The sequence below is a fragment of the Tenacibaculum aquaeponti genome (assembly GCF_057221555.1).
Genome location: NZ_CM170147.1, coordinates 1,993,734 through 2,020,596, shown reverse-complemented (window position 1 = coordinate 2,020,596; position 26,863 = coordinate 1,993,734). Strand labels below are relative to the sequence as shown.

Here is a 26,863-nt window from a genome sequence, read left to right as displayed (position 1 = left end):
CTTCAAAAATATAAAAAGGCTAATTATAATTAGCCTTTTAAAGAGTCAAATATGTTTTGTTTTTTAATTGTCTATTGCTTTTAATAATAAAGAGCATTTAGCAATATAACCATAGTCAGAACTCTTGCTGTTTTTTGCCGCTTTTAAACATTTTTGAGCTCCTATTTTAGCGATATCTTTTTGATTCAATTTTAAAGCCAATTCAGATTTATAATATGTATACCAAAAAGCTTGAGGTCTTAACTCTTCTGCTTTTGTAAACCAGATTAAAGCTTGCTTTAAATCTTTGTTTTTTTGATAATAATATTGAGCAGCATCAAAATACGTTTGTGCTTTAATTTCTCCTTTTTCATTTGTTATTTTTGAAGCGATTTGTTCTTCAATAATACGATCTGAATTTACTAGAACAGGAACTTTAATAATCGTATTCTCCCAAGCAATAACCATACTAGCTCCATTAATCGTAAAGTTTTCAAAATATATAGAGAATGTTTCTCTTAATTCTTTTGAGGTAGTTACTGGTATTTTAAAACGAATAATATCATTTTCTTTATTATATCCGGCGCTTCCCCATAAATTACTTTTCTTATTGAATATGATTGTCCATTCTTTTTCTTCAGGAATAGAATATAAACCGTAAGTTCCAGCAGGAAGGTTTAAACCAGCAACATTAATTTCTTTATCTGTTGTAAATTTTGTTGAAGCATTAGCGCCAGTTCTCCAAATTCTATTATACGGAATTAAAGAACCAAAAATTGTTCTTCCTTTCACACTTGGTTGTCCGTATTGTAAATTGATGTTAGCTAAACCAACTTTTTGTTTAGTTGTAATTTTAGGGCTTAAACTAGGTTGTGTAATTTGAGAAATTAACGATGCGCACGTTAGTAGTGTAATAAGTAAGATTAATTTAGCTTTCATAAGGATAGTTTGTCTTTGTTTTGTATTGAAGTAGACGAGAAAACTAAAATTAATTACAAATAGACGTAAATAAAAAAGACTGTCTAACAAGACAGCCCTTTTTGAATTTATTTAATTTCGAAATCTTCCATGAATTTCGTAGTGTAATTACCAGCTACGTAATCAGGATGATCCATTAATTGTCTGTGGAAAGGAATTGTAGTTTTAATCCCTTCAATGATATACTCATCTAAAGCACGCTTCATTTTATTAATTGCTTCTTCACGAGTTTGTGCAGTTACAATCAATTTAGCGATCATAGAATCGTAGTTTGGTGGAATTGTATATCCTGCATAAGCATGCGTATCAATACGAACTCCATGTCCACCTGGCTCGTGGTAAGAAGTAATCTTTCCAGGAGAAGGTCTAAAGTTCTTGTGAGGATCTTCTGCATTAATTCTACATTCGATCGAGTGTAACTGTGGAGTATAGTTTTTACCAGAAATAGGAACTCCAGCAGCAACTAAAATTTGCTCACGAATTAAATCGTAATCAACAACCTCTTCAGTAATTGGGTGCTCTACTTGAATACGAGTATTCATCTCCATAAAGTAGAAATTACGGTGTTTGTCTACTAAGAATTCAACAGTACCAGCTCCTTCGTACTTAATATATTCAGCAGCTTTTACTGCAGCTTCTCCCATTGCATTTCTTAATTCATCTGTCATGAATGGAGAAGGAGTTTCCTCAGTTAATTTTTGGTGACGACGTTGTACAGAACAATCTCTTTCAGATAAGTGACAAGCCTTACCAAATGAATCACCAACAATTTGAATTTCTATATGTCTTGGCTCTTCAATTAACTTTTCCATGTACATTCCGTCGTTTCCGAAAGAAGCTTTTGCTTCCATACGAGCAGAATCCCAAGCAGGTTTTAAATCTTCTTTGTTCCATACAGCACGCATCCCTTTTCCACCACCACCAGCGGTAGCTTTTAACATTACAGGAAATCCCATATCAACAGCGATTTTTTCTGCTTCTTCGTAAGAATCTAAAATTCCTTCAGAACCAGGAATACAAGGTACACCTGCAGCAATCATTGTAGCTTTAGCTGTAGCTTTATCTCCCATTTTAGAAATCATTTCTTCTGAAGCACCGATAAATTTAATTTCGTGCTCTTCACAAAGTTTAGAGAACTTTGCATTTTCAGAAAGAAATCCATAACCTGGGTGAATTGCATCTGCATTTGTAATTTCTGCAGCAGCAATAATTCTATCCATTTTTAAGTAAGATTCGTTACTTGGTGCAGGTCCAATACAAACTGCTTCATCAGCAAATCTTACATGTAAACTTTCTGCATCAGCCTTAGAGTAAACAGCTACTGTTTTTATACCCATTTCTTTACAGGTACGAATTACACGAAGTGCAATTTCACCTCTATTGGCAATTAATATTTTTTTAAACATAATTGTAATAGTTAATTAATAGCTTAATCGATTAAGCTATACGATAAATTAAGATGGGTCAACTAAGAATAATGGTTGATCGAATTCAACAGGAGTTGAATCATCTACTAAAACTTTTACGATTTTTCCTGAAATCTCAGATTCGATTTCATTGAAAAGTTTCATTGCTTCAATAATACATACAGTATCTCCAGCTTTAATTTCATCACCAACTTCTACAAACACAGGTTTGTCTGGAGATGGTTTACGGTATAAAGTACCTATAATTGGAGATTTTATAGTAACGTATTTAGAATCGTCATCTGATTTAGCTGGTGCGGCTGGGGTAGCAGCTTCAGCAACTGGTTGAGCTACTACTGGTTGAGTAGCAACAACTTGAGGTGCAGCAGCTAGGGGTGCTGCAGCTTGAATAATTTTTGTCTCTGGTGCATCTGATCCAGTTTTAATGGTGATTTTTACATCATCCATTTCTAGCTTAACCTCGCTAGCACCAGATTTTGCTACGAACTTAATAAGATTTTGAATTTCTTTAATGTCCATTGTCTATAATTTTAGTTGATTGTGTCTATTTATTATACGCCCATTTTAAGTAGATAGCTCCCCAAGTGAAACCACCACCAAATGCAGCAAAAATTAAATTATCACCTTTTTTAAGTTCTTTTTCATAATCTGCAAGTAATAAAGGTAAGGTAGCAGAGGTAGTATTACCATATTTGCTAATATTCATCATTACTTTTTCTTCAGCTAAACCTATTCTATTGGCAGTAGCTTCTATAATTCTTTTATTAGCCTGATGAGGAACTAACCAATTTACATTTTCTTTTGTTAGATTGTTGCGTTCCAGTATTTTTTCAGAAACATCTGCCATGTTAGAAACTGCAAACTTAAATACAGTTCTACCTTCTTGATGTACATAATGTTGATTGTTCTTAATCGTTTCTTCTGAAGTAGGTAAAATTGAACCTCCAGCATCAATTTTTAAGAATTCTCTTCCTATTCCATCACTCCTTAAATACTCATCTTGAAGACCTAACCCTTCTTCGTTAGGTTCAAATAAAGCAGCACCAGCCCCATCACCGAAAATAATGCATGTAGCTCTGTCTGTATAATTAATAATTGAAGACATTTTATCTGCTCCAATTAATAATACTTTTTTATATCTACCAGACTCTATATAACTAGAAGCTGTAGACATACCATATAAAAAGCTAGAACAAGCTGCTTGTAAATCGTAAGCAAATGCATTTGTAGCACCAATTTTTGTTGCAGTATATACTGCTGTAGATGCAACCAACATATCTGGAGTTGCAGTCGCTACAATAACTAAATCAATCTCTTTTGGATCAATATTGTTTTTGTTGATTAAATCTTCAGCTGCTTTAATGGCTAAGTAAGAAGTACCTTCACCTTCTTTTTTTAATATTCTTCTTTCTTTAATTCCGGTTCTAGAGGTAATCCACTCATCATTGGTGTCTACCATTGTTTCCAACTCTTGGTTGGTTAGAATGTAGTCAGGAACATATTTTCCCACTGCTGTAATTGCTGCAGTTATTTTAGCCATGTTTGTTACTTATAGTAAATTTAGTTTTCAAAAGTAGTGATTTTTTTTTCACTTGAAAACGAAAAAAACGCCAAAAACTTTCGTTTTTGACGTTAAATATGTTAAACTATAAAATCTTGATAGAAGTTATAATATATTAAGCCTCAGCTTCAGTACTATCAATTACTACTTGACCGCGGTAATATAACTTACCTTCATGCCAGTGAGCTCTATGATATAAATGTGCTTCTCCAGTAGTAGGATCAACAGCTATCTGAGGCATAGTAGCTTTATAGTGAGTTCTTCTCTTATCTCTTCTAGTTTTTGATATTTTTCTCTTAGGATGTGCCATTTTATGTGTTTTTTCCTGTTAGTAAATCTTTTAACTTATCCCACCTCGGGTCGGTTGACTCATCTTCAACCGGTTTCTCTTTATTAATCTCTAATTCCTTAAGTTTCTTTAAAGTTTCAGATTGCATTGTTCCATTGGTTACATCTGGATGTACTCTTTTGTTAGGAACAGAAAGAATTATTAGTTCATAAATATATTGAGCAATATTTAATTGATATTCTTCATGAGGAATGATTAAAATTTCTTCATTTTCATCGTTAAATTCTTGTCCGAACTTAACAATCAATTTATAATCTCCTTCAATTGGCTGATCAAATAATTCACTTGTTAAATCACAAGGTACATTTACAGAACCGCTAATTGAGAACAAAACTTCAAATAAAGTACTCTTTTTTATGAACTCAACATCAACTATTACGTTAGTTTCGTTGAATTCTTCATACTGAAATTCTTTAAAGAACGTGTTGTCAATTTGGTATTGAAACTCGTGGCTACCTTCTTTTAAACCTACAAAAGGAATACTATATTCTTTTAAACCTTTCATTTACAATATCAATTTGAGGGCGCAAATATAATAAAATATTTTTTTAAAAAAGAAGAATTAGAACTATTTTGATTTTAATGTATTTGACTCTAATTCAATATTTTCTTTTCTGTTTCTATAAATTTTTAAAGAACTAAATAAAGCTTCTTTAAAAGATTCTACGTTTGCTATGTTTTTTCCTGCAATATCAAAACCTGTTCCATGGTCTGGTGAAGTTCTAATTCTGTTAAGTCCAGCAGTGAAATTTACACCATTTCCAAAGGATAAGGCTTTGAAAGGAGCTAAACCCTGATCGTGATACATTGCTAAAACTCCATCAAATTGCTCGTAAGTCTTAGAACCAAAAAAACCATCAGCAGCATAAGGTCCGAAAACCATTTTTCCAGTTTTTTTAATCTCAGCTATTGTTGGACGTATGATATCGTCGTCTTCTTTACCTATTACACCTTTATCTCCACAATGAGGATTTAATCCTAAAATTGCAATTTTTGGTTTGTTAATACTAAAATCTCTTTTTAAAGATTGATGCATTATGTTTACTTTTTTCTTTATCAATTCTGGTGTAATAAGTTCTGTGACTTTAGAAACAGGTACATGACCTGTAATTAAACCTATTCTTAAATCCTCACACATTAATATCATTAAGCTTTCACCTTCCAATTCATTTTCTAAAAATTCTGTGTGTCCAGGAAAATTAAATTCTTTCGATTGGATGTTTTCTTTATTTATAGGAGCTGTTAATAATACATTAATAGTATCGTTTTTAAGTGCTTTAATTGCCATACTTAAAGATTTTAATGCATATTTTCCTCCTTCGGGAGTTATTTTACCAAGTTCTACTTTAATATCTTCTTTCCAAATATTTAGTAGATTGATTTTTCCATGTACAATTTTGTCTAAAGACTGAATACCATGGATACTATTATTTAAGTTTAATGCTTTTTTATGGAATGAAATAACTTTGTTAGAGCCGAAAATAACAGGAGTACAAAATTCTAACATTCTCTTATCTTCAAATGTTTTAAGAATTACCTCTACACCTATACCATTAATATCACCTATTGAGATTCCGACAATAATTTTATTCGTTTTTTCCATATTTAGAATACCTATGTTGTATTTTTGATGTTAACAAAAGTAACTAAATTTTAAGGAATGTTTACAGGTATAATTGAAACACTTGCAAGTGTAACTGAGCTCAAGAAAGAACAAGAGAATATTCATGTTTCTTTAAAGAGTGAAATTACTAACGAATTAAAAATAGATCAAAGTGTTGCTCATAATGGTGTTTGTTTGACTGTTGTGGCAATTGATAATGACGAATATACTGTTACAGCTATTAAAGAGACTATTGATAAAAGTAATATAGGGGATTTAAAAGTAGGAGATGAAGTTAATTTAGAAAGAGCAATGAGGTTAGGAGATCGTTTAGACGGTCATATTGTTCAAGGTCATGTTGATCAAATTGGATTTTGTAAAGATATTAAAGAAGAAGGAGGAAGTACTGTCTTTACTTTTGAATATGATTCTGGATTAAATAATGTTACTATAGAAAAAGGATCGATAACCGTGAATGGAGTTAGTTTAACCGTTGTAAACTCTAAATTAAATGAATTTAGTGTAGCAATTATTCCTTATACTTTAGAACATACAGTTTTTAAACATTTTCAAATAGGAACGAAAGTGAATTTAGAGTTTGATGTTATCGGCAAATATGTTGCAAGATTGACTAGTAAAAATTAGAAAGACTACCATATGGTAGTCTTTCTTTTTTATAACTGACAATAAATAGAATATAAGAAATAATTTCTTATGTAAAATTTATTGTCAATATGTGTGAATTTTGTTTCAATAACTAAAAATCAAAACAATATACACTTACTTTAACACGCATTTTACATTCGAAAGGTAAAGCATGATATTGTTCGCAAGTTCCACAGTTTGATCCTAATTGGGTATCAAAAACACCATAGCATGTTGGAGATGGAGGACAATATGAATATTGACCACCATTAATGCTTTTTTGAATGCTTTTATTAAGTTTTTTACCTAATTTTAAAATTGATTTTTTCATAATGAATTCAATTTAAAAAGGGAAATCTCCATCTCTGCATGAACCATATTGGCCACAATCATACATCGGATCGTTGCCTAAAAAAGGATAGTTGCTTAACCAAAATCCTTGTGTTCTTGTACAGCAAAATTGATAAGGTGTTGGAATATATCCACCGTGAATTTCTTTTTGTTGAACTTTATTTAAAGATGTACCTAATTTTAAGATTGATTTTTTCATAATTTTAATATTTTTAAAGATTAACAACTAGCACAGCAATATCCGGTAACAGAAGCTTCGTTATGATATAACCATTGTGCGTCTTCTACAGACCATCCACTTTGCCATCCTGTGGCAGGGTCATATATTTGACAGTCTTGCGCCATTTTACCACCGTTTATTTCCTTTTGTTGAATTTTGTTTAATGTGGTACCTAATTTTAAGATTGATTTTTTCATAATTTTTTAATTAGTTTAAGCAATGAGGAGTTGGTAGTAACTCCTCAAATGCAGATTATAATTTGTTTTGATTAATAGTTATACCAACCGCCACGACCATCACATACTCCAGGACAGTGAGGAGGTCCACATTTTATTCTTGAAGTAGCAGTAGGGCACACTTCGGCACATGTTTTAATTTTAATAGGCTCAGTAATAATTCCACCTAAAATTTCAGTTTGTTCAGCTTTGTTTAAAGCTTTTCCAACATTTAAGATTGATTTTTTCATAATTGAAAGATTTAAAAATTGATTAAATCCTTGAACATTTAAAGACACTCAAGGCTTGTGTCTATTCTTCGCGAAAAAAATTGTTCAAAAGGTAATTTCTTACGTTTTCTTAAGAGCAATACGGTTCTAATATAGCGTGTGTGGTATCTATGCATTGACCAAAATTGCAGCAGTCTGAAGAACCACGGCAATCTTCTGATCTATAACATCTAATGCCTAATCCGCCATTGATTTTTTTTTGTTGTTTTTTATTTAAGCTTTTGCCTAGATTTAAGATTGATTTTTTCATTTTGTGTACTAATTAATAATAAAAACAAGATCCATAAATAGTACATCTTCCAGGCTCACAAAACGGATTTAGTTCAGGTATTGAGGTTTCTCTACAGCACATAACACCTTTTTGATAACAAGTACCTAAACCACCACCATTGATTTTTTTCTGATCGACTTTTTTAATAATATTTCCTAATTTTAAGATTGATTTTTTCATGATATTTCTTTTAAGGTTAATAAATAATTAAAGGTTTTGATCCTTAATTTTATCTTTTGTTTAAGGATGGATTCCTGATAAACAAAAATGTGTTTCTCGAGAACCTAAACAACATCCGTTTGCTAAAGGATGTCCACCACAAGCAGTACACTTACTAGGTTCATAAGTTGGGCAGTTTGCAATAATTCCTCCTTTAATTTTTCTTTGATCTGCCTTGTTTAAAAATTTACCAAGATTTAAGATTGATTTTTTCATGAATATTTGTTTTAAAGGTTAATTAAATAGATTTTTCAGATCAATAATTGATCTTGTATCTAATTACTCTAGTTTTTAATACTAATAAGGATAGTAGCCTAGCTAAAAAAGCTATCTACAAAAACATAAATGTTAAACTGAATATGTAGCTTACATTTTTTTACAAAAGAATATGATGTCAAAAACTATTAAACTGTACTAAAAAAGTATGTTTAAGAGCAAATTAATTGACAATTATCAAAACATATTCCTAATTCCATTCTGTCTTTTGAAGTAGCTACACAATTATCATAACATTCAAAACAAGTTATGCCACCTGTGATAGATTTCAATTCATTTTTCTTTAGAATTCTAGAAGAATCTATGTTTTTAAGTTTTTTCATGATGCGAGTTTTTTAAAAGTTATCCTACCGCTAAAATTGGATAAGAACCATCATCACAAACTATAAAACAACTAACTAGTAGTGTAGGTTTATTACGGCAAACACATGGAAGCGTATTTATACCGCCGTGAATTTCTTTTTGTTGGGTTTTGGTGATAGGAGTACCAAAATTTAAAATCGATTTTTTCATAATCGAGAAAGATTTAAGGTTAATTAAATCCTTGTTCATTTTAAGACACCAAGGTTTATGTCTATTCTTCGCGAAAGATTATTTTTTATTTTAAGACATTTTTAAGTTGATAGAAAAATCTTTCTATTAACCTAAGGTCTTCTGTTATTATATCTGCATTACCCTGCATTTCTTGTCTAAATTCTAATTGTTTTTCATAAGAAGTTGTAAGATTATTGGGTAAATCTACATCTATTAAATAATTCCCTTCTTGATCTGGAATAGAAGAAATACTTCTTATTTTTCCATCTAGCTTACCAAATTCATCTGAAGGATAATTTAATAGTTTTATTTGTACTTTTTGTCCAGTCTTTATTTTACCTGAATTAGCTATAGGAGCTTTAATTTTACCAATAAAATCTTTTGCATTATTTGGTATGATTGTAAAAATTAAATCTCCAGTTTTAACTGTTTGATTTCTACTCCAAAAAGAAAGAAAAGAAACTTTACCACCTACAGAGGTGGTTAAGGCATAATTATTTTCCCAATCACTAATTGCTTTTCTAAGTAGTAAAAAAGATTGTTTAGCTCTTTTTTGAAGGTTTCTATCGTTCTGAATTTTTTTTATACTTGCATCATCTAGATTTTGAGATGAATTATTGATTTGTTCCCTAATTTGTGAAATGCTAGTTTTCATGTTTTCATGATTTCTTTGAGCTTGAATGAATTCATGTTCAAGCTGTTCCATATCTTTAGCAGAAATCACACCCTTTTCAAACATCTGTTTACTTCTTTCATAACCTTCTTCCTTAAGTTTTAATTGTTTTTCACTTAATTTTTTTTGGAACAACATATTACTAAGATTTCTTCTCGCATCTATTACAGATATTTGTCTAGAATTTACTTGTGATTTTAAAGGATCTAAATCTTTATTTAGTTGATACGCCTGATAGTCATTTTCAAATTGAGAAAAACTAGAATTAATATCGCCTAATACCAATGGAGGGATATCGTTTATAGGAAAGTTAAATTTTTCGTTGTGAAACTCTATAGTATCTACTATACTTTTTAAAAACAATACATCTTTGTATGAAGCACTATTTTTAATAACAGCTAAAATTTCATTTTGTTTAACTTCAGTACCTTCATTTGCTAAAAGAACTTCAAATTGTCCAGTAGTTCTCGCAAAAATTTTCTCTGGTGGATTTGTAGTTGTAACCATAACCTGAGTTTTAATAACGTCAGGGTATTTTACAAACCAAGAAATGAAAAGCAACATGATAATTAATAATAAGATTAAGATGTTACCATACCTTATCATCCAACTAGGTACTTTGTTTAGAATTTCTTGAACTTCTTCGCTTCTAATTTCTATGTCTTGACTATTCTGTGGCATTTATTTTTATAAAAAGTGAGGGAGTGTGATCCCTCACTACAATTAGTATTAACAGTAAATTCTTACTTGGTAACCAGTGGTACCGAAAAATGTAGTACACTGTTCACATTTTGTGCATGCAGGATTAGCTCCATTAGCAATGGCCGAAGACATTGCTGAGTTACATCTACTAAGAGAAGTGTAACAAGAACTTCCGATAAAAAGGTCTCCAAAACCTCCTGTTATTTTCTTTTGTTGGGTTTTGTTTAATTTTTTTCCAATATTTAAGATTGATTTTTTCATTATTATTAATTGAAAAAATTATAAGTTTACTGGAATTTCACATTCTGCATGAGTAAAGGCACAAGCCTTATGTCGTCTTGGTAATGCATTGTATTCTGCACAAGATGCACATCCAGGAATACTATCTGCATAACAAAAAGGTCCTGTGTAGTCATCACAACTACCAAATCCTCCGTTAACTTTTCTTTGTTCGGCTTTGTTTAAAGCTTTTCCGATATTTAAGATTGATTTTTTCATTATTTTAAAAATTAATATGCTTGAATACAGCAGTTGTTGAAACAAAACGTAGGCCCATTAGGTATAATTTTATTTACGCATTGGCTACACGAACTAACAGGGTATTTTTCAAACCCAGTACATGATGATCCAAAAACACCACCATTTATATTTTTTTGCTCATTTTTATTGAGAGCTTTTCCGATATTTAAGATTGATTTTTTCATTGTTTATTAATTTAAATTATCTATTATACCGGATCTTGCGGACCTCCATCTCCAGGGTTTCCTGGAGAAGTGCCTCCACCACTTACTGTACAGTTACAAAAAAGAGGTTTGTAATAAAGTTCTTGTATATCTGGATCTGCGCACCATTCAAAACAAGGTCCAGTGAATACACTGTTTCCTCCTGCGATTGTTTTTTGTTGAGCTTTGTTTAAAACATTACCTAGTTTTAAAATTGATTTCTTCATAACTCATATGATTTAAATGTTAATTAAATCCTTGATCAATTAAAGACATTCAAGGTCTATGTCTATTCTTCGCGAAAAAATATAGTTAAGAAAATGTGTTTTTAGTTACAAACTAAAACACATTCATTGTCTAAAAAAAATATTAACAACAACCAGTATCAGTAAGATCATCACATAAAAAATCTATTGTAGGACAGTTGTTTCCAAATCCTCCGTTGATTTTCTTTTGTGTGTCTTTGTTTAATACTTTTCCTAGTGTTGAAATTGATTTTTTCATATTAATTATTTTGTTTTATGTATTGGTGTTTATTATAGATTTGGATATTTTTTTTACGGTAATGATTTTATTGTCTCTTTTTATGATATAGTTGTTAATGTTGCCTGGTTTTTTCTTGTTTAATTTATACCTGTTTAAATCAAGATCTTTAAAATTTATATCATTTATCTTTAGTATTTCGTCACCTACTTTTAAAGTGTTTTTTTGAGGGTTTATAACACTAGCAATGATTAGTTTTTTTTTAGTCTTTCTGTAATCTTTTATTCTAATTCCATCGCTTATATAATCATTTAAATGTTTTTTTTTATGATTTTTTAAATAGATTTCCGATTTGTTGTAGTTAATTAAAAGATTGAACTTTTTTAAAAAACCACCACCTATAATTCCTTTTAATTTAGTTCTACTTTCTTTAGGGAACTTTACATCTTCATTGTTGTCTATTATTATATCTTTATAACAGGTTTTATTAAGAAAAATTTCCTTTATTTTAAAATATGTAGGAGAATTAAAACCATGAGGACTAGAATTTAATAATTTGATTTTAAATGGCTTTGGGTTTAGTTTTAGTTCGTTTAAACTGTTAATTGTTGATATGTTCCTACTACTACCAGTATCAATTAAAAAGTCTCCAGCAATATTGCCTTTGTTATTTGTGGAGATTTTCAAGTTGACTGTGAATCTCTTAAAAAACGCCAAATCTTTGGTGTGATGAATGGTGTTAAGCTTTTCATAATCATTTAATTTATTTTCATTAAGATCAAATAGATTAATCACACTGGTTTGGTAGTTTATTTCTAATAAATATTCTTTAAAAAAATCTATTCCGATAATGCCATCACATGATTCTCCTAAATGTTCAGATATATTATTTAATCTTACAAATCTTTCCTTTTTTCTGAAATTATTTATACTAAATATTAATGGTTTTTTACTTAGTTTTCTTGGAGATATTTTTGATGATAATGGACTATTATTATCTAAAACTACTCCAAATTCACCTGTGTCAAACATTAAATTTAATGGTTTATTGTTTATTTTAATATTCAAAAATATCTGATTATCAATTAATCTAAATGGGATCTCATGGAGAACTTTTTGACTAAAGCAACAATACGCACAAAAGAATAAAAAAATAAATTTTACCATTGTTTTTAGATTTTTTTAAAAGGGGAGATTATTCCCCTTTTATTAATTTAGTTTTACCAAAGTGGGTAGCCATATGAGCCACAATGAGTGTAATAGCTTTTGTAACCATAACTTAAATCTCCTTGGTAATCACCTAAAAGGACAGATTTTTTTATAGCACAAAATTCTTCTCTAGAAATTTGTCCATTTATAAGAGCTAGTTCTTCTTTGTTTAAAATTTTTCCTAATGTTGAAATTGATTTTTTCATATTAATTATTTAGTTTAAAAATATTTGATCCTTGATTATTTAAAGACACTCAAGGATGTGTCTTTTTTTTTAAAATATTAACTACCTAATTCAAGTTGATTTTTAACTAGATGATAGTAGTTTCCTTTCAATTTTATTAATTCTTCATGATTTCCTTGTTCTACAATTTTTCCTTTATCAAGTACAACAATTTGATGTGCGTTTTTAACTGTGCTTAAACGATGTGCAATAACAACTGCTGTTTTATCCGCAAAAAAGTTGTTTAAATTTTCCATAATAACTTTTTCGTTATTTGCGTCTAAAGCAGATGTAGCTTCGTCAAAGAATAAGAATTTAGGGTCTTTGTAAACAGATCTAGCAATTAATAATCTTTGCTTTTGACCTGTGCTTAACCCGTTACCTTCACTACCAATTTTGGTGTTATAACCAAGTGGTAAAGCTTCAATATAATCAGAAATATTAGCAACCTTAATAGCGTGACTAAGTTTTTCTTTATCAACAAAATCTTCACCAACAGCAATGTTTTTGGCGATACTATCATTAAAAACATAACCTTCTTGCATTACTACACCACAATTTCTTCTCCATTCCTTTTGTGATATGTTTTTTAAATTAAAGTTTCCTACAATAATTTCACCCTTTTCAATTTGATAAAAACCGAGTAATAATTTCATTAATGTGGTTTTTCCACTTCCGCTTACTCCAACAATTGCTGTAGTTTTGTTTGCAGGTATCTCTAAACTTAAATCTTTTATAACTGGTTCTAATCCCCCTGTGTATCTAAAAGAAACATTTTTAAGTTTTATAGGGTGATTTATTGGGATGTTGGTCACTTTTTCGTCGCTAGGTTTTTCTTCATCTTCCATATTGTGAATTTCACCTAAACGATCTAATGATATTTGAGCATCTTGTACATCTCTCATAAAGTTGATAAGTTGCATAATTGGTCCGTTTAACTGACCAACAATATAGCTGATAGCCATCATCATACCGAGAGTAATATCTCCATCAATAACCAGTTTTGCTGAAAGAATGGTTATTAACATGTTTTTTAACTCGTTAATAAGATTAGAACCAACACTTTGAGTTTGCTCTAATGCTAAACTTTTAGTTGCAACTTTAAATAGACGAGCTTGAACATATTCCCAATTCCAGCGCATTCTTCTTTCTGCGTTATGGAGTTTAATTTCTTGCATTCCATTTATAAGTTCAATTACTTTACTTTGTTCCTGGCTTACTTCAGAGAAACGCTTATAGTCTAATTCTTTTCTCTTTTTGAAAAAGAATAAAACCCAAGCAAAATAAAGTACACTTCCCAATACGAAAACACCAAAAATTTGTAAACTATAAAACCCTAGAACAAAACTGAATATAATTAGGTTAATAAATGAAAAAAGTACAGATAAAGAAGAGGTAGTTAAAATACGTTCTATTCTCTTATGATCGTTTATTCTTTGTAATAAATCCCCTGTCATTCTTACATCAAAATATGAAATAGGTAATTTCATTAGTTTAATAAAGAAATCGGAAATTAAAGAAATGTTTATTCGTGTGCTTAAATGTAATAAAATCCAACTTCGTATAATTTCAAGAGAAGCTTTTCCAATGAATAAGAATAATTGTGCAAATAAAATAAGATAAACAAAGTTTAAATCCTGATTTTCAATACCAACATCTACAACACTTTGAGTTAAGAAAGGTAATATTAATTGAAGTAAACTTCCTGCTAGTAATCCAATAATTAATTGAATTACGAAACTTCTGTATCTAATTAGATATTTAAAAATAAACGAAAAACCAAACTTTTCATCTTCTTCAAATTCTTGTGAATAAAATGCAGCAGTTGGTTCAACTAATAAAGCTATGCCGTCTTCAGTATTTTCATCAGCATTATTACCAATCCAATGTTTAATGAATTCTTTTTTAGTTAAAGTTATTAGTCCGTGTGCTGGATCAGATATGTATACGTTATCTTTTTTTATTTTATAAAGAACTACATAGTGGTTTTTGTTCCAATGAACAATACAAGGTAATGGAGCTTCTTTTAATTTCTCAAAAGCTAATTTGATTCCTAAAGATTTGAACCCCATAGATTCAACAGCTTCACTAAGGCCTAATAAACTACTTCCCTCTCTTGTTGTTTCACTGAGTTCTCTGAGTTGCTGTGTATTAATAGTCTTACCGTAGTGTTTGGCAATTATTTTTATACAAGTAGGCCCGCAATCTTTAGCCTCTGTTTGTTTATAATGTGGAAATTTTTTCAAGTATATTCTAATTCATTTGGTTAAAAACTCACTTTTAGTTTATATAAAACTTATTGTGATTTACACTGCAATTCTAAAATGTAACAAATAAGGTGAAAGTTTTTAAAATGATTTTAAATAATAAGGTTTTTATGCTTATTTATTACTTTTCCCCTAATAATTTAAATTTTAAGATTACATTTGCGGCGAACATTTTAAGACACTCACCAAGTGTGTCTATTCTTCGCGAGAGAATTTTGTTCGAAAGGTAAAGTCGCTATTGCGGCTTTGCCTAATTTTAATCCTCTACATGAAGGTTTAATGAAGCCTGAAAATGTTCCTCTAAATCTTCTATAAAAAAGATTAAATCTGTTCTGTTGTATTCTTTTGGGAAAGATTTACCGTTGATTAAAATTTCCGGAGTAAAGTTTATCCCATTTTCAACGCACCATTCTTTTTCAGCTTTTAAAACTTCTATAGGGTTTGTAGTTTGTGATTCTTTATTCCATTTTTCTAACCATTTTTTGTGATCGGTACCACTATAAATTTCATCTAACGCAATTTTACAATCTTCTATTTGACCTAAGTTGTAAAGTTCAATTAATGTACTTGTAACTTTTACACCAGCACTTTCATTATCATCTACAGGAACATTAAAGCGAATAATTACTTTAGCTGAATCGTTATATTTCTTTAGTATTTCATCTACTATTTCGTGTACTCCTTTACAGTGTCCACAAAATGGGTTTGTTACAGTAACGATTTCTAAAGCAGCATTTTTATTTCCAAAAACAATTTCATTATGATTATTAATGTTTGTATTCAAACTAGGAGATTTTACTAGTAAACTATTAAAAAGATTAAAATTTCTTTTGAACTTTACAAAATCAATTTTCTCTTTTTGTAGCGTGCTTAACTCTTTAGCCATAGGCTTTATAAAGCTCCAAGTTAAATAAATACCAATAAAAGAAATTATTGTAATGGTTATATCAGTTAATTTTAAGTTTGAGATAATAAATGAAGGATCTTTATGAACAAAAATTAAAGCGGCTTGTAACCATAGAATCGCTACTATTGTTAAACATAGTAAACACCATGATTTTACTACTTTGTATTGATAGTAAATGGAGTATATTGTAATTGGTAAAGAAATTAAACCAATAAGTAAAAGTGGATTTAAATTCTTTAATAAAAATGATGCAATTAATACACTTGAAAAATAAACAATGCTTAAATCGCTTAGTTTGTGGTTTTTAATAATCTCAGCTCCTTTTGAGTTTAATACAGCATCACAATCTTTTTTCTCGTCGGTACCTGAACAAAAAGCATTTCCAATAGCAGTACTTTCTCCTAACTCTTGTTTTAATATGCTATAGCTTGTAATAACTCCGAATATGGCTAATAGACTGTAAGCATAATTAACAAGACTGTTGTTTTCGTTGATTAATAAGAAAAGGATTGCAGCAGACAATAAACCTATTAAAACAAAGTTTTTAACATTGCTTTCTTCTCTAGAGGTTGTAATGTTATCTGTTTTTTCAACAGCAACAATAATTCCAGTAAATTGTGTTAAGAATTCACCTTCTGTAAGTTTTTTTTCTTTATTATCTTCTCCGCTAGTTATTATATAAATAGATTTCTTAGAGTCCTTTTTAACTGTTACTAAATCATCTCCCTTGTCTGTAGATATTTGAGCAATAAAACTATCAGGTAATTGTTGTAAGGTTTGACTATCAGTAGGTACTTCAGCAGCAATGTTTTCAATGTTAAAATGATCGAGAACACCTGTTATTGCATGAAGACTTGGATAAGAAGGATGACTTTGAATTTGGAAAGCTAATTCTTTCTTATCATATACAATTCCGTTTAATGATAGCAACTTTTGTACTATCAAAGATAATGCATTTTTCATAGGAGGCAATAGTATTTCACTGAGGAAATACTTATTTTAAATTTATTGATTGATGACTCTAAAGTTACAATTTTTTTTAAAACAGCTGTTTTTTGTTTAAAAATTTAACATTTTTTTGTTTTACTAAGAGTGTTTTATTTGAGGGAATTTCTTAAAAAAAGGGTTAAAAAATATTGGTTTTGAAAAAAATACAACGAATTTATTGTCAATTACTCAGTGTTTTTAAATTTGTAAATACTTAATGGATAAATATGAAAAAGGTTATTTTAAATAAACATATAGAGCAATTACATAATACTTCGAGTATTAAAACTGATGAATTACAGGCTTTTTTGGATCAGTTTAAAGTTATAGGAAATGTAGGGATAAATTCAAATTCTATTTTTTATGTATTAAACTTAAATACAATGAAGTACGAGTATGTTAATGATGCTTGTTATAGTTTTACAGGATATAGCTCAGAAGAGTTTCGTGAAAAAGGAATGCATATTTTACCGCTTATCATGGTTGAAGAGGATTTTGAATTATTAACGACTAATTTATTTCCAAAGATGAATGATTTTTCCAAAGAATTAGATTTTGAACAAAGAGGTAAAATAGTTTTTGAAATTTATTATAAAATCAAGCATAAAAATTCTGGGATAATAATGCAAATGGTAGAGTTTAGTTCTTATACAAAGTTTGATGGTAAATTACCTATTTTATCCACTGGTTTATGTTATGAATCAAGTCAGTTTATTAATGGAGTAAAAGGAATTGTTCGTTTAAATGAAGGAAGGAAGCAAATTACTTTATTTGAAAAAAAAATAATTTACAAAAAGGAACAGTTAACTAAAACAGAAAATTTAATAACTGCTTTGCTGGTTGAAGGGTTTTCTCGAAAAGAAATAGCAGATAAACTTTCGGTCTCTTTACATACTATTCATACACATATAAAAAATATATATAAAAAAACTGGTGTAAATAAAGTGTCCGAGTTAATTAAAAAAGTAAGTTGAAGTTATAAAGCACGATAATAAAGATCTAAAAATATAAATATGAAGTTTCAATTTAAATATATAGTGTTTTCAATAGTCATTTTTTTATTTTTTAAATGTAATTCTGTTAAAAGGGTACCTTTTGAAAATATTGTAGATACAAACTCAAAGAAAATAACACTTCAGGATAAAAAAGTGTTTTCTATAGAGAAAGAAGTTTTTGCTTCAAATAAATTTAATGGAGCAAGGTTAAGTGATTTTTTTAAGGAAAATGATTCTTTATTTACGGCATTTGTTGAACCTGAAAATACACCAATAAATAATAGTGCTTATTATTCATTTAAATTGTGGAGTAGTCAACCAAAAACAATATATGTAAAGTTCACATATCCAAAAGGTTTTAAACATCGTTATGTCCCTAAATTAAAAAGAAACAGTGAGAATTGGAAATCATTAGATTCTAGCTTAATTTATAAAAGAGACTCTTTATTTATAATGAAGTTGGATCTTTCAAAAGATACAACATGGGTTTCAGCTCAAGAGGTTGTAACAGTTAAGGATACCGAAAAATGGTATAAAACTCTTATTAGATCTAAAAATTATGTTCATTTAAAGAGTGTAGGGAAAACTAAGTTAGGGCGTAATCTTCCTGTTTTAGATATTTTTAAAGGAACTAAAGAAAATAAACCAATTGTTGTTTTGTTAACACGTCAACATCCGCCAGAAGTAACAGGTTTTTTTGCTTACCAAGAATTTTTAAAATCTATTTTAAAAGAAAATAATTTAACAGAAACGTTTTTTACAAAATATAGAGTACTGGCTTTTCCTATTGTGAATCCAGATGGTGTTGATTTAGGGCATTGGAGGCATAATGCCAATGGAGTTGATACTAATAGAGATTGGTCTCAGTATCGTCAATCTGAAATTAAGCAAATAGTAAGATTTATACTTAAAGAAAGTAAAAAGTTTAAGAGTAAAATAGTTTTAGGTTTAGATTTTCATTCTACTTATGAAGATGTTTTTTACACGAATAAAATAAAAGAAGGAACAGTTTTTCCTGATTTTATAAAAAGTTGGTTTGCAGCTTTAGAAAAAGAAATTCCAAATTACAAAGTAAACGAAAAACCAGGTAATAGTAAGAAACCAGTATCTAAAGGTTGGTTTTTGTACGGTCATAATGCCGTAGGGATCACATACGAAATTGGAGATGAAACACCAAGAGAGCGAATAAAACTAATAGGTAAAGTTACTGCGGAAGAAATGATGAAGGTTTTAAATAAATACTGATTTAAAAACAAAAAAGCTTCACAAAAAGTGAAGCTTTAAAGGTGGTCCCACATGGGCTCGAACCATGGACCCCCTGATTATGAGTAATTTGCTTTTTTGTTATAACTTACTGTTTTTTAGTTTTTTAATTTTAATTTGTTTTTTTAAGTAGTAAAAAAGTAGTAAAAAAATAAATTTAATTTTTATCGAAATAATCAATATATAACCTTACAAACTCTTTGTTAAAATCAGGAAATAAAGATTGTTTAAGCATTAATTTTAATTTTTTGTTTTGAGAAATTTTATTGAGGACCACATCAGATTTATTCTCTAATAACCAATTTATATTAAAATCTGTAGGAATAGTATACTTTTCAAAATCTAAAATAAAATTGTAATAAGAGTGGAATTCTCTTATTTTTTTTATCATATGATTCGAGAGGATTTTTTTTTCGTCTAGTATGTACAGAACTGTGATTAATTGGTTTAAAGGTTCTCTGAACTTGAATGGTATACCTGTATTTGAGCTTTTGCCTGTTGATAGGTAGGGAGTACTATTATTGATTAGTTTGTAGTTGGATTCAATATACTCATTAAGGTGCTTTTCATTAATTCTAATATGTTTACTTATGACACTATTGTAAAATAATGTTTTGTTGAACTTTTTATTAAGTGTTTGGTTAATTTGAGATTCAAGACTTTTTTGATGGAGGTTGTAAGTTGTTGTTTTTAATGCTTTTAAAATTCCGTATTCTGAGTTTTCAATAGCAATATTGAATATTTTAGTTAGGGTTTCAAAATCTTTATTCTTAAACATGTATCCTTTTTCATTAAGTGAATATATAGCATTAGTTATTAAGAAACCTCGGGTTAATTTTTTGTCTATTAATAGATTTATTAACTTGATTATTTCATGACAAGAAAATAAATATGGTTTTTTTAGTAGAGGGTAAGATAGTAATGATAATTCATGAATGGAAAAGTCTAATCGTTCTATAAATATTATTACTTTATTAAGTAAGTTTTTATCAAAATCAGCTTTCAAATATGCAATTAAAATACAAAGATTTTGAAATATTCTTTCAATAGTTTTTCTTAAATCTTTGTTTTTTGATCTATTGTCTATATATGTAATTTCAGATTCTAAGAAGGTTATGTTGTCGATTGAAAATAAATTAGATATAACTGTATTTATGTAATTAGTTAAAGAATGATAAGGTAGTTCGCTAATGTTGTTTCTTTGAATATATTTTAATAGGTTGTCAGGTTCACAATTATGAATTATTTTCTCAATAATAAAATCATTGAATTCATTGAAATGATTTGTGTGATCATTTGTCATGGAATAAGAGATGATAAGGCTTTCTATTACTTTTTCTGTTAGCTTATCATATATATTATCTTGGTGAATATAATTACCGTCTATAAAATTAATATACTCACCATACCTGTAATATATTTTTTTAGCAATATCTAGAGTGCTATGGATGCTTCTTCTTTGTTTGTAATCTTTTATTTGAGAATAGTATTCGTCTATTGAGTTATGATAATCACCTGAAAAATTACCATTATTTATACCGTTAAGAATAGAGAAATATTCATTTGAGATATTTAGTGTTTCTAGCTCTAGATTTAAATCGGGAATAATTTCATCCCATTGCTTTAGAGCAATTTTGCGAAGATTGTATTTTGAAACAAAATAAATAATTAATTGTTTTTCTTCTTTTGCTAATTTTGAAATCTCATTAAGTATTTTTTTTGCTAAATCATATTCACCAATTTTTGTCAATGTAAGAGAGTGCTTTAGTGAGTCCCATAAGTTATTAGGTTTTACAACAAGTACACCTTTTTTAGCTATCAAGTGAAAATTTAGATTTCTGTAGTGCGATTCAATACAATCACAAATTGATTCAGTTTGTAGTTCAATGTTGGTGATTTTATTTTTAGTTTTTTGATTTAATTGAAAAATTAAATTATCATTGAGAATGTTGATAATTTCTTTGACCTTTTGTTCTGCACTTTGAATGTTGTTAAATAGTTTTTTGTTAGTGATTTTAACCTCTCTTTTTATTTCTATTGATTCAAAGAAACTTATAATATCTTCATTATTTGTACACAATTGAAAACTATTATAGTATGTGTGGGTATTGGGTCTTTTTAAAAAGGTGATCTTATCTATTAATTTCCAGGAGGTTATTCGTCTAAATTCTTTGTATTCGTTTAGGCATATGTGTAGTTTTTCGACAATATGTTTGTTCTTGATAGCGTCGAATAATTGTTGATTGTTGTTTTCTGATAGGTTTTTCTTGGGGTTTTTAAATTTTTCTTCAATTTCTTTTATAAGTTTTATACGAGAGTATTTTTCTGTGGCTAAAATTCCCTCTTTAATAGTTCTGAATATTTTACTTTCATCTAAGTTTTTATAGTTTTTGAATTTTTTTGTTTTTGTTAAATTAAAAATGTAATAATCCTTTGAGTTTTTGGGGTCTTTCTTTAGTCTAAACTCTTTTTTGATTTGACTAGCGGTGAAAAAGTAGTGAGTTTTATTGCCATTTTCATCATTTGTATGAAGAAAAGCAAAGAAGTTTGTTCTTAATCCATCAATATCTTCAATGTATGCTTTAGCAATTTTGACTTGATTACTTTTTTCAAAATATTTAGCTTGTACAATACCTTGTTCTTTAAAGTCTCTAAAGCTTTGAATAGAGTTATGAATGATTTCTACAATGAAATCAGCGCCATCAATATCTACGCTTCTTTCACTAACATAAAAGTATTCACTTAATATAGCTTTTGTTCTAGTTTCACCTCGATTACCATTGAAGTTTTGTTTGTCTTGCATTGAAAAAAAGATATAAATAAAAGGAGTTTATCTCTGTTGTTTTTGTAAAATGCAATTTAAAAGCTTTTTTGGTGATTTAACTAAGTTTTTAGATCAAGAGTTTTTTGTTAAAAAAAAGCCATAAAAAAGTCGTAAAAAAGTAGTGTTTTTTGAAAAAAAATGGTTGAAAAAGTACTTTTTTTAGAAAGGTTTTATTGATTATCAATGTGTTATTAATGTAGGTCACCTTACTCTATATCAGGAGTCCTAGTATACATAAAAACCCTTCTGATGCTAGTAAATACAAGGGGTTGTAACTTGTTGTTTATGAGTTTGTAAAAACAAAAAAGCTTCACAAAAAGTGAAGCTTTAAAGGTGGTCCCACATGGGCTCGAACCATGGACCCCCTGATTATGAGTCAGGTGCTCTAACCAACTGAGCTATAGGACCAGTAAAATGGATTGCAAAAATAAAAACTTTTTTTAATTTTGAAAGCCTTTTTTACACTTTTCTTACCATTAAATTTTTTCCAAAATTTATTAAGTTTTCCTTTGCTGATTCTGAGATGTTTAGGCGCTTTAAGTTTTCGAAAGATTTATTTGTGTATTCTTTAATTAAATCTTGAATTAAGTTTGGAATATTATTTTCTTCAAAGATTCTAGTTACTTCAGATACTTTTTCAGAATTGTTTTCTAATTTTTGATTAAAAAAAGATTTTAATTTTTCACAATCATTAGAATTGGCAATTTCTATGCATTTTAAATATAAGTATGTTTTTTTGTTCTCAATGATGTCTCCACCAATTTGTTTTCCAAAAGTTTCTGGATTTCCAAAGGTATCTAAGTAATCATCTTGTAATTGAAAAGCAATACCAAGATTTACTCCAAAATTGTATAATTCGTCAGCTTGTGCATCTGAAGCTTCTGCAACAATTGCTCCCATTTTTAGAGCAGCACCAACTAAAACAGAAGTCTTAAGTGTAATCATTTTAATGTACTCGTCAATAGTAACGTCATTACGAGTTTCAAAATCAACATCTAATTGCTGTCCATCGCAAACTTCAATTGCTGTTTTACTGAATAGTTTTGCGAGTTTTTGAAAAATTATAGGTTCATAATTTTCAAAATATTGATAAGCTAAAATAAGCATAGCGTCGCCAGAAAGAATTCCAGTATTTATATCCCATTTCTGATGTACAGTTTCTTTTCCTCTTCTCAAAGGAGCTTCATCCATAATGTCATCGTGAACTAAAGTGAAGTTATGAAAAGTTTCTACAGCCATTGCTGCGGGTAAAGCTTTTTCAAATGTCCCAGAAATGATGTCGCATGCAATTAAAGTAAGTAAAGGTCTTAAACGTTTACCACCTAGTTGTAAGATATAATCAATAGGAGCGTAGAGGTTTTTTGGTTCTCTATTAAAATCCTGATTTTGTAAGTAATTTAAAAATGATTGCTGGTACTTAGATAATTCCAAAAGTAAAGTTTTTGTTACAAAAATAAGTCAATTAAAAGAACTGAGTAACTCTAATGTTAAAAAATCATTAAAACTTAGGAAACTTTTTTTGTTTCTAAAGTTTCCTTGCGTAACTTTGCAATGTATTATGAGAGATAAAATTATAAATAAAGCTGGAGAAATGTTTTTAACCTTAGGGTTTAAAAGCGTGACTATGGATGATATTTCTAGTGAATTAGGAATATCAAAGAAGACCTTATATAAGTTTTTTTCTAATAAAGCTTCTTTAGTGGATGCATCTTGTTCTACTATTCATCAGTCTATTGAAGAAACAATCGATTTCATTAAAAGTAATGAGTATAATGCAATAGCCGAAGAATTTGCTATTAAAGCAATTTTTAAAGAAATGTTTAAAAACGCAAAAACATCTCCCATGTATCAATTGAGAAAATTTTACCCAGAAATTTACACAAAATTGATGGAGAGAGAAGTATGTATGTTTAAAGATTGTAATAAAGATAACTTACAGAAAGGAATAGAACAAGGTTTATATAGAGCTGAGATAGAATTGCCTCTTATTACTGATTTCTATTTCACTTTAATCTTTGGTTTTTTTGAAAGTGATATGTATAGTCAAAATATGCAAGAATTAGTAAAAATAGAATACAAAATTTTAGAATATCATATACGAGCCATAGCTACTGAAAAAGGATTAGAAGAGCTAGAAAAACAACTAAAAATAATTAATCAAAATTGAAACTAATGAAGAAATACATAACAAGTGTATTTGTTTTATTTTTTATGAGTATTGCTATAAATGCTCAGGAAAAAGTATTGCGATTATCAATGCAAGAAGCTATTGATTATGCAATAAAAACTAACTACGACAACAAAGTAGCTTTAAAAAATATTGAAGCAGCTAAACAAAAGAAATGGGAAACTACAACAATTGGATTACCTCAAATTGATGGTAAAGTTGATTATCAAAATAACCTAAAACAACTTTTCGAACCAGTAGATTTTAATCAAGATGGTTTTCCAGATTTTGGAGCGAAACATTCTGTTACTGCTGGTGTAACATTAAAACAATTGATTTTTGATGGAACGTATTTAGTGGGATTGCAGTCTGCTAAAACGTATTTAAAAATTTCGGAACAAGCCAAAGAAAAGACGGAGTTGGCAACTAAAGAAGCTGTAATTAATGCTTATGGAAATGTTTTAGTAGCAGAGAAAAGTTTAGGGATTTTAGAAAGTAATAAAAGAGTTTTAAGTAAAAACTTAAATGAGACTCAAAAGATTTTTGATAACGGACTAACTGAAGAAGAAAATGTAGAACAACTTCAAATTACTTTAGGAACTTTAGAAAACAACATTAGAAACACGCAACGTCTTAGAGATATCGCTTACAAAATGTTAAACATTGCCTTAGGAAATTCTATTGATAAACAATTAGAGTTAAGTGATACTTTGGAGGATTTAGCTATTCAAAACACAGATTTAGGTTTGTTAAGTAAAACGTTTAATCTTGATAATCATATCGATTATAGAATTGCTAGTAACGATAGAGAAGCAAACAGATTATTGTTAAAATTAGAAAGGAATAGACAGTTGCCAACTTTAGCTGCTTTTGTTAACTATAATGCTATTGCTAACTCAAATTCCTTTTCTTTTTTTAATAGCTCACAACAATGGAGGTCAACTTCTCTTTTAGGAGTGAGTTTAAATGTTCCAATATTCGGTTCGTTTAGAGCTAAATCAAGAATAAAACAAGCTAAGTTAGAACTTGAAAATTCAGATATAAGATTAGAAGAGATTAAACAAAAATTGAATTTACAAGCACAAACAGCAAAGAGTGAATATCAATTAAGTATAGAAAACTATGAAACAGCAAAAAGAAATTTACAATTAGCAGAACGAATTGAGAAGAAACAACAAGTGAAATTTTTCGAAGGACTTTCAACAAGTTTCGATTTATCTCAGGCACAAAACCAACTTTACACACAACAATCAAATTACGTGCAATCTATGTTAAACGTAATTGCTAAAAAAGCACAATTAGAAACAGCATTAAATATACCTATAAAATAATCAACTCAATGAGAAAGATATTCATATTCACAATAACTACAGTTCTTTTAGCTTCATGTGGTAAAAAAGGACAATCGGTAGACGCTGTAATTGCATCTGGAAATTTAGAGCAAATTAGAGCAAAGAAAGATGAGTTAAGTACAAAGAATCAAGAGATATTAAGTCAAATAAAATTATTAGATACTGAAATTTCTAAGCTCGATAAAAATAAAAAAATACCATTAATTACAACTATAAATGCAAATGCGTCTGAGTTTATTCATTATTTAGAATTACAAGGAAATGTTCAGACTAAAAAAAATGTATTAGTATATCCAGAAGTGCCTGGTCAATTAGTAAGTGTTTTTGTAAAAGAAGGGCAAAAAGTTGCTAAAGGACAATCATTAGCTAGAATAGATGATGCAGGGATGTCTAATCAATTAGCGCAATTAGAAGCAAATGCAGCTTTAGCCAAAACTACTTATGAGCGTCAAAAGCGTTTATGGGAGCAGAAAATTGGATCAGAAATTCAATTTTTACAAGCAAAAACAAATTTCGAAGCGCAAACTAATGCGGTAACTAATTTAAAGAAAAGTATTGCTAAATACACCATAAGAGCTCCTTTTGCTGGAATTGTAGATGATGTGATTAAAGAACAAGGAACAGTTGTAGCTCCTGGTCCTGGAGCAGAGGTTTTTAGAATTGTAAACTTAGGGAATATGTATATAGAAACAGATGTTCCAGAAAGTTACATCAGTTCAGTTAAAAAAGGAAAAGCAGTAGAAGTTGAGTTTCCAATCTTAGGAAAGAAATTAAATTCAGAAGTTCGTCAAGCGGGTAATTTTATCAATCCAGCAAACAGAACTTTTAAAGTTGAAATTGGAGTGCCAAATAAAGATAGAAGTATCAAACCAAACTTAACAGCTAAACTTAAGATTAACGATTATACCAATCCAAATGCAATCTTAATTCCTCAGAGTATCATTTCAGAAAATTCAAAAGGAGAGCAATATGTTTATGTAGTTAATACAAAAGAAGGAAAATCTACAGCGCAACAAATTATCATCAAAACAGGTAAAACTCAAGGAGATGTTATTGAAGTACTTGATGGAATTAAAAGTGGAATGAAGATTATTAATGAAGGAGCAAGAAGTGTGAAAGATAGTCAGGAAGTTAAAATATTACAATTAGCCAAAAAATAAAAAATATTCT

General features: G+C 29.1%; 31 protein-coding genes and 1 tRNA gene. 6 read left to right on the top strand and 26 right to left on the bottom strand.

Going from position 1 to position 26,863, the window contains the following annotated elements; translation table 11 throughout:
- Positions 1-63: 63 nt before the first annotated feature.
- From AC2TEO_RS08940 to pdxA, 7 genes are all read right to left on the bottom strand, one after another.
- A complete protein-coding gene (locus AC2TEO_RS08940; RefSeq protein WP_442264488.1) occupies positions 64-918 on the bottom strand; it encodes a DUF2911 domain-containing protein in 855 nt (284 codons plus the stop codon).
- 107 nt (positions 919-1,025) lie between these two features.
- Entirely contained in the window at positions 1,026-2,363 is a 1,338-nt protein-coding gene (accC, locus tag AC2TEO_RS08935) for an acetyl-CoA carboxylase biotin carboxylase subunit (RefSeq protein ID WP_299678574.1), read from the bottom strand.
- Between the two features lie 48 nt (positions 2,364-2,411).
- Positions 2,412-2,903 carry an acetyl-CoA carboxylase biotin carboxyl carrier protein gene (gene accB / locus AC2TEO_RS08930; protein ID WP_442264487.1) on the bottom strand — a complete coding sequence of 164 codons (492 nt, stop codon included), beginning with the start codon at positions 2,901-2,903 and terminating at the stop codon, positions 2,412-2,414.
- 25 nt (positions 2,904-2,928) lie between these two features.
- Entirely contained in the window at positions 2,929-3,924 is a 996-nt protein-coding gene (locus AC2TEO_RS08925; protein ID WP_442264486.1) for a beta-ketoacyl-ACP synthase III, read from the bottom strand.
- A 136-nt stretch (positions 3,925-4,060) separates the two neighbouring features.
- The gene (gene rpmF / locus AC2TEO_RS08920; protein WP_095069128.1) at positions 4,061-4,255 is read right to left on the bottom strand and encodes a 50S ribosomal protein L32; all 195 of its coding nucleotides are present in this window, start codon (positions 4,253-4,255) and stop codon (positions 4,061-4,063) included.
- Position 4,256: 1 nt separating this feature from the next.
- Complete coding sequence (locus AC2TEO_RS08915; protein ID WP_442264485.1) at positions 4,257-4,799, bottom strand: YceD family protein; 543 nt, start codon at positions 4,797-4,799, stop codon at positions 4,257-4,259.
- Positions 4,800-4,862: 63 nt separating this feature from the next.
- Positions 4,863-5,897 (bottom strand): 4-hydroxythreonine-4-phosphate dehydrogenase PdxA, encoded by a 1,035-nt coding sequence (pdxA, locus tag AC2TEO_RS08910; RefSeq protein ID WP_442264484.1) that lies wholly within the window; start codon positions 5,895-5,897, stop codon positions 4,863-4,865.
- Positions 5,898-5,954: 57 nt separating this feature from the next.
- Here pdxA and AC2TEO_RS08905 point away from each other — a divergent pair, with 57 nt between their 5' ends.
- Positions 5,955-6,542, top strand: coding sequence for a riboflavin synthase (locus tag AC2TEO_RS08905; protein ID WP_442264483.1), 588 nt, complete (start codon positions 5,955-5,957; stop codon positions 6,540-6,542).
- A 112-nt stretch (positions 6,543-6,654) separates the two neighbouring features.
- On the opposite strand, the gene AC2TEO_RS08900 is transcribed toward AC2TEO_RS08905, so the two are convergent.
- The 16 genes from AC2TEO_RS08900 to AC2TEO_RS08825 form a co-directional block, all read right to left on the bottom strand.
- Complete coding sequence (locus tag AC2TEO_RS08900) at positions 6,655-6,873, bottom strand: hypothetical protein (RefSeq protein ID WP_442264482.1); 219 nt, start codon at positions 6,871-6,873, stop codon at positions 6,655-6,657.
- A gap of 12 nt (positions 6,874-6,885) precedes the next feature.
- Positions 6,886-7,092, bottom strand: coding sequence for a hypothetical protein (locus AC2TEO_RS08895; RefSeq protein ID WP_442264481.1), 207 nt, complete (start codon positions 7,090-7,092; stop codon positions 6,886-6,888).
- A gap of 20 nt (positions 7,093-7,112) precedes the next feature.
- Positions 7,113-7,310 carry a hypothetical protein gene (locus tag AC2TEO_RS08890; RefSeq protein WP_442264480.1) on the bottom strand — a complete coding sequence of 66 codons (198 nt, stop codon included), beginning with the start codon at positions 7,308-7,310 and terminating at the stop codon, positions 7,113-7,115.
- Between the two features lie 71 nt (positions 7,311-7,381).
- Positions 7,382-7,579 (bottom strand): hypothetical protein, encoded by a 198-nt coding sequence (locus tag AC2TEO_RS08885; RefSeq protein ID WP_442264479.1) that lies wholly within the window; start codon positions 7,577-7,579, stop codon positions 7,382-7,384.
- 301 nt (positions 7,580-7,880) lie between these two features.
- Positions 7,881-8,069, bottom strand: coding sequence for a hypothetical protein (locus AC2TEO_RS08880; protein WP_442264478.1), 189 nt, complete (start codon positions 8,067-8,069; stop codon positions 7,881-7,883).
- 60 nt (positions 8,070-8,129) lie between these two features.
- Positions 8,130-8,324, bottom strand: coding sequence for a hypothetical protein (locus AC2TEO_RS08875; RefSeq protein WP_442264477.1), 195 nt, complete (start codon positions 8,322-8,324; stop codon positions 8,130-8,132).
- A 212-nt stretch (positions 8,325-8,536) separates the two neighbouring features.
- Positions 8,537-8,707, bottom strand: a complete 171-nt coding sequence (locus AC2TEO_RS08870; protein ID WP_442264476.1) for a hypothetical protein — start codon at positions 8,705-8,707, stop codon at positions 8,537-8,539.
- A gap of 275 nt (positions 8,708-8,982) precedes the next feature.
- Entirely contained in the window at positions 8,983-10,272 is a 1,290-nt protein-coding gene (locus AC2TEO_RS08865; protein WP_442264475.1) for an HlyD family secretion protein, read from the bottom strand.
- Between the two features lie 48 nt (positions 10,273-10,320).
- Positions 10,321-10,554 carry a hypothetical protein gene (locus AC2TEO_RS08860; protein WP_442264474.1) on the bottom strand — a complete coding sequence of 78 codons (234 nt, stop codon included), beginning with the start codon at positions 10,552-10,554 and terminating at the stop codon, positions 10,321-10,323.
- A gap of 18 nt (positions 10,555-10,572) precedes the next feature.
- Positions 10,573-10,791, bottom strand: a complete 219-nt coding sequence (locus AC2TEO_RS08855; protein ID WP_442264473.1) for a hypothetical protein — start codon at positions 10,789-10,791, stop codon at positions 10,573-10,575.
- 229 nt (positions 10,792-11,020) lie between these two features.
- Positions 11,021-11,242 (bottom strand): hypothetical protein, encoded by a 222-nt coding sequence (locus AC2TEO_RS08850; protein ID WP_442264472.1) that lies wholly within the window; start codon positions 11,240-11,242, stop codon positions 11,021-11,023.
- Between the two features lie 142 nt (positions 11,243-11,384).
- Positions 11,385-11,519, bottom strand: a complete 135-nt coding sequence (locus AC2TEO_RS08845) for a hypothetical protein (protein WP_442264471.1) — start codon at positions 11,517-11,519, stop codon at positions 11,385-11,387.
- Between the two features lie 15 nt (positions 11,520-11,534).
- Positions 11,535-12,566 (bottom strand): hypothetical protein, encoded by a 1,032-nt coding sequence (locus AC2TEO_RS08840; protein ID WP_442264470.1) that lies wholly within the window; start codon positions 12,564-12,566, stop codon positions 11,535-11,537.
- Positions 12,567-12,718: 152 nt separating this feature from the next.
- Positions 12,719-12,913 carry a hypothetical protein gene (locus AC2TEO_RS08835; RefSeq protein WP_442264469.1) on the bottom strand — a complete coding sequence of 65 codons (195 nt, stop codon included), beginning with the start codon at positions 12,911-12,913 and terminating at the stop codon, positions 12,719-12,721.
- A 77-nt stretch (positions 12,914-12,990) separates the two neighbouring features.
- Positions 12,991-15,177 (bottom strand): peptidase domain-containing ABC transporter, encoded by a 2,187-nt coding sequence (locus AC2TEO_RS08830; RefSeq protein WP_442264468.1) that lies wholly within the window; start codon positions 15,175-15,177, stop codon positions 12,991-12,993.
- Positions 15,178-15,454: 277 nt separating this feature from the next.
- Complete coding sequence (locus tag AC2TEO_RS08825; RefSeq protein ID WP_442264467.1) at positions 15,455-17,068, bottom strand: vitamin K epoxide reductase family protein; 1,614 nt, start codon at positions 17,066-17,068, stop codon at positions 15,455-15,457.
- Positions 17,069-17,319: 251 nt separating this feature from the next.
- On the opposite strand from AC2TEO_RS08825, the gene AC2TEO_RS08820 reads away from it, so the two are divergent.
- Both AC2TEO_RS08820 and AC2TEO_RS08815 read left to right on the top strand, forming a co-directional pair.
- Entirely contained in the window at positions 17,320-18,066 is a 747-nt protein-coding gene (locus AC2TEO_RS08820) for a LuxR C-terminal-related transcriptional regulator (protein ID WP_442264466.1), read from the top strand.
- Positions 18,067-18,105: 39 nt separating this feature from the next.
- The gene (locus AC2TEO_RS08815) at positions 18,106-19,332 is read left to right on the top strand and encodes a M14 family metallopeptidase (protein ID WP_442264465.1); all 1,227 of its coding nucleotides are present in this window, start codon (positions 18,106-18,108) and stop codon (positions 19,330-19,332) included.
- Positions 19,333-19,507: 175 nt separating this feature from the next.
- Here AC2TEO_RS08815 and AC2TEO_RS08810 read toward each other — a convergent pair whose 3' ends face one another.
- The 3 genes from AC2TEO_RS08810 to AC2TEO_RS08800 all read right to left on the bottom strand — a co-directional run bounded on the left by AC2TEO_RS08810 (position 19,508) and on the right by AC2TEO_RS08800 (position 23,605).
- Positions 19,508-22,153, bottom strand: a complete 2,646-nt coding sequence (locus AC2TEO_RS08810; protein WP_442264464.1) for a hypothetical protein — start codon at positions 22,151-22,153, stop codon at positions 19,508-19,510.
- A 355-nt stretch (positions 22,154-22,508) separates the two neighbouring features.
- Positions 22,509-22,582, bottom strand: a tRNA-Ile gene (locus AC2TEO_RS08805).
- A 51-nt stretch (positions 22,583-22,633) separates the two neighbouring features.
- A complete protein-coding gene (locus AC2TEO_RS08800) occupies positions 22,634-23,605 on the bottom strand; it encodes a polyprenyl synthetase family protein (protein ID WP_442264463.1) in 972 nt (323 codons plus the stop codon).
- Positions 23,606-23,732: 127 nt separating this feature from the next.
- Here AC2TEO_RS08800 and AC2TEO_RS08795 point away from each other — a divergent pair, with 127 nt between their 5' ends.
- From AC2TEO_RS08795 to AC2TEO_RS08785, 3 genes are read left to right on the top strand one after another with little or no spacing between them, the layout of a single operon-like run.
- Positions 23,733-24,341 (top strand): TetR/AcrR family transcriptional regulator, encoded by a 609-nt coding sequence (locus AC2TEO_RS08795; protein WP_442264462.1) that lies wholly within the window; start codon positions 23,733-23,735, stop codon positions 24,339-24,341.
- Between the two features lie 5 nt (positions 24,342-24,346).
- Positions 24,347-25,672: a TolC family protein gene (locus AC2TEO_RS08790; RefSeq protein WP_442264461.1), complete on the top strand. Its 1,326-nt coding sequence runs from the start codon at positions 24,347-24,349 to the stop codon at positions 25,670-25,672.
- Positions 25,673-25,680: 8 nt separating this feature from the next.
- A complete protein-coding gene (locus AC2TEO_RS08785) occupies positions 25,681-26,853 on the top strand; it encodes an efflux RND transporter periplasmic adaptor subunit (RefSeq protein WP_442264460.1) in 1,173 nt (390 codons plus the stop codon).
- The last annotated feature ends 10 nt before the right edge of the window (positions 26,854-26,863 follow it).

Excerpts from the sequence above, each read along its gene's own strand:
- AC2TEO_RS08810 (WP_442264464.1), bottom strand. The coding sequence starts at position 22,153 with ATGCAAGACAAACAAAACTTCAATGGTAATCGAGGTGAAACTAGAACA.
- AC2TEO_RS08825 (WP_442264467.1), bottom strand. The coding sequence starts at position 17,068 with ATGAAAAATGCATTATCTTTGATAGTACAAAAGTTGCTATCATTAAAC.
- rpmF (WP_095069128.1), bottom strand. The coding sequence starts at position 4,255 with ATGGCACATCCTAAGAGAAAAATATCAAAAACTAGAAGAGATAAGAGA.
- AC2TEO_RS08915 (WP_442264485.1), bottom strand. The coding sequence starts at position 4,799 with ATGAAAGGTTTAAAAGAATATAGTATTCCTTTTGTAGGTTTAAAAGAA.
- AC2TEO_RS08865 (WP_442264475.1), bottom strand. The coding sequence starts at position 10,272 with ATGCCACAGAATAGTCAAGACATAGAAATTAGAAGCGAAGAAGTTCAA.
- AC2TEO_RS08855 (WP_442264473.1), bottom strand. The coding sequence starts at position 10,791 with ATGAAAAAATCAATCTTAAATATCGGAAAAGCTTTAAACAAAGCCGAA.
- AC2TEO_RS08880 (WP_442264478.1), bottom strand. The coding sequence starts at position 8,069 with ATGAAAAAATCAATCTTAAAATTAGGAAATATTATTAAAAAAGTCGAT.
- AC2TEO_RS08785 (WP_442264460.1), top strand. The coding sequence starts at position 25,681 with ATGAGAAAGATATTCATATTCACAATAACTACAGTTCTTTTAGCTTCA.
- AC2TEO_RS08870 (WP_442264476.1), bottom strand. The coding sequence starts at position 8,707 with ATGAAAAAACTTAAAAACATAGATTCTTCTAGAATTCTAAAGAAAAAT.
- AC2TEO_RS08885 (WP_442264479.1), bottom strand. The coding sequence starts at position 7,579 with ATGAAAAAATCAATCTTAAATGTTGGAAAAGCTTTAAACAAAGCTGAA.
- AC2TEO_RS08940 (WP_442264488.1), bottom strand. The coding sequence starts at position 918 with ATGAAAGCTAAATTAATCTTACTTATTACACTACTAACGTGCGCATCG.
- accB (WP_442264487.1), bottom strand. The coding sequence starts at position 2,903 with ATGGACATTAAAGAAATTCAAAATCTTATTAAGTTCGTAGCAAAATCT.
- pdxA (WP_442264484.1), bottom strand. The coding sequence starts at position 5,897 with ATGGAAAAAACGAATAAAATTATTGTCGGAATCTCAATAGGTGATATT.
- AC2TEO_RS08850 (WP_442264472.1), bottom strand. The coding sequence starts at position 11,242 with ATGAAGAAATCAATTTTAAAACTAGGTAATGTTTTAAACAAAGCTCAA.
- AC2TEO_RS08895 (WP_442264481.1), bottom strand. The coding sequence starts at position 7,092 with ATGAAAAAATCAATCTTAAAATTAGGTACATCTTTAAATAAAGTTCAA.
- AC2TEO_RS08875 (WP_442264477.1), bottom strand. The coding sequence starts at position 8,324 with ATGAAAAAATCAATCTTAAATCTTGGTAAATTTTTAAACAAGGCAGAT.
- AC2TEO_RS08905 (WP_442264483.1), top strand. The coding sequence starts at position 5,955 with ATGTTTACAGGTATAATTGAAACACTTGCAAGTGTAACTGAGCTCAAG.
- AC2TEO_RS08900 (WP_442264482.1), bottom strand. The coding sequence starts at position 6,873 with ATGAAAAAATCAATTTTAAAATTAGGTAAAAAACTTAATAAAAGCATT.
- AC2TEO_RS08860 (WP_442264474.1), bottom strand. The coding sequence starts at position 10,554 with ATGAAAAAATCAATCTTAAATATTGGAAAAAAATTAAACAAAACCCAA.
- AC2TEO_RS08795 (WP_442264462.1), top strand. The coding sequence starts at position 23,733 with ATGAGAGATAAAATTATAAATAAAGCTGGAGAAATGTTTTTAACCTTA.
- AC2TEO_RS08790 (WP_442264461.1), top strand. The coding sequence starts at position 24,347 with ATGAAGAAATACATAACAAGTGTATTTGTTTTATTTTTTATGAGTATT.
- AC2TEO_RS08835 (WP_442264469.1), bottom strand. The coding sequence starts at position 12,913 with ATGAAAAAATCAATTTCAACATTAGGAAAAATTTTAAACAAAGAAGAA.
- AC2TEO_RS08925 (WP_442264486.1), bottom strand. The coding sequence starts at position 3,924 with ATGGCTAAAATAACTGCAGCAATTACAGCAGTGGGAAAATATGTTCCT.
- AC2TEO_RS08820 (WP_442264466.1), top strand. The coding sequence starts at position 17,320 with ATGAAAAAGGTTATTTTAAATAAACATATAGAGCAATTACATAATACT.
- AC2TEO_RS08890 (WP_442264480.1), bottom strand. The coding sequence starts at position 7,310 with ATGAAAAAATCAATCTTAAAATTAGGTACCACATTAAACAAAATTCAA.
- AC2TEO_RS08815 (WP_442264465.1), top strand. The coding sequence starts at position 18,106 with ATGAAGTTTCAATTTAAATATATAGTGTTTTCAATAGTCATTTTTTTA.
- accC (WP_299678574.1), bottom strand. The coding sequence starts at position 2,363 with ATGTTTAAAAAAATATTAATTGCCAATAGAGGTGAAATTGCACTTCGT.
- AC2TEO_RS08845 (WP_442264471.1), bottom strand. The coding sequence starts at position 11,519 with ATGAAAAAATCAATTTCAACACTAGGAAAAGTATTAAACAAAGACACA.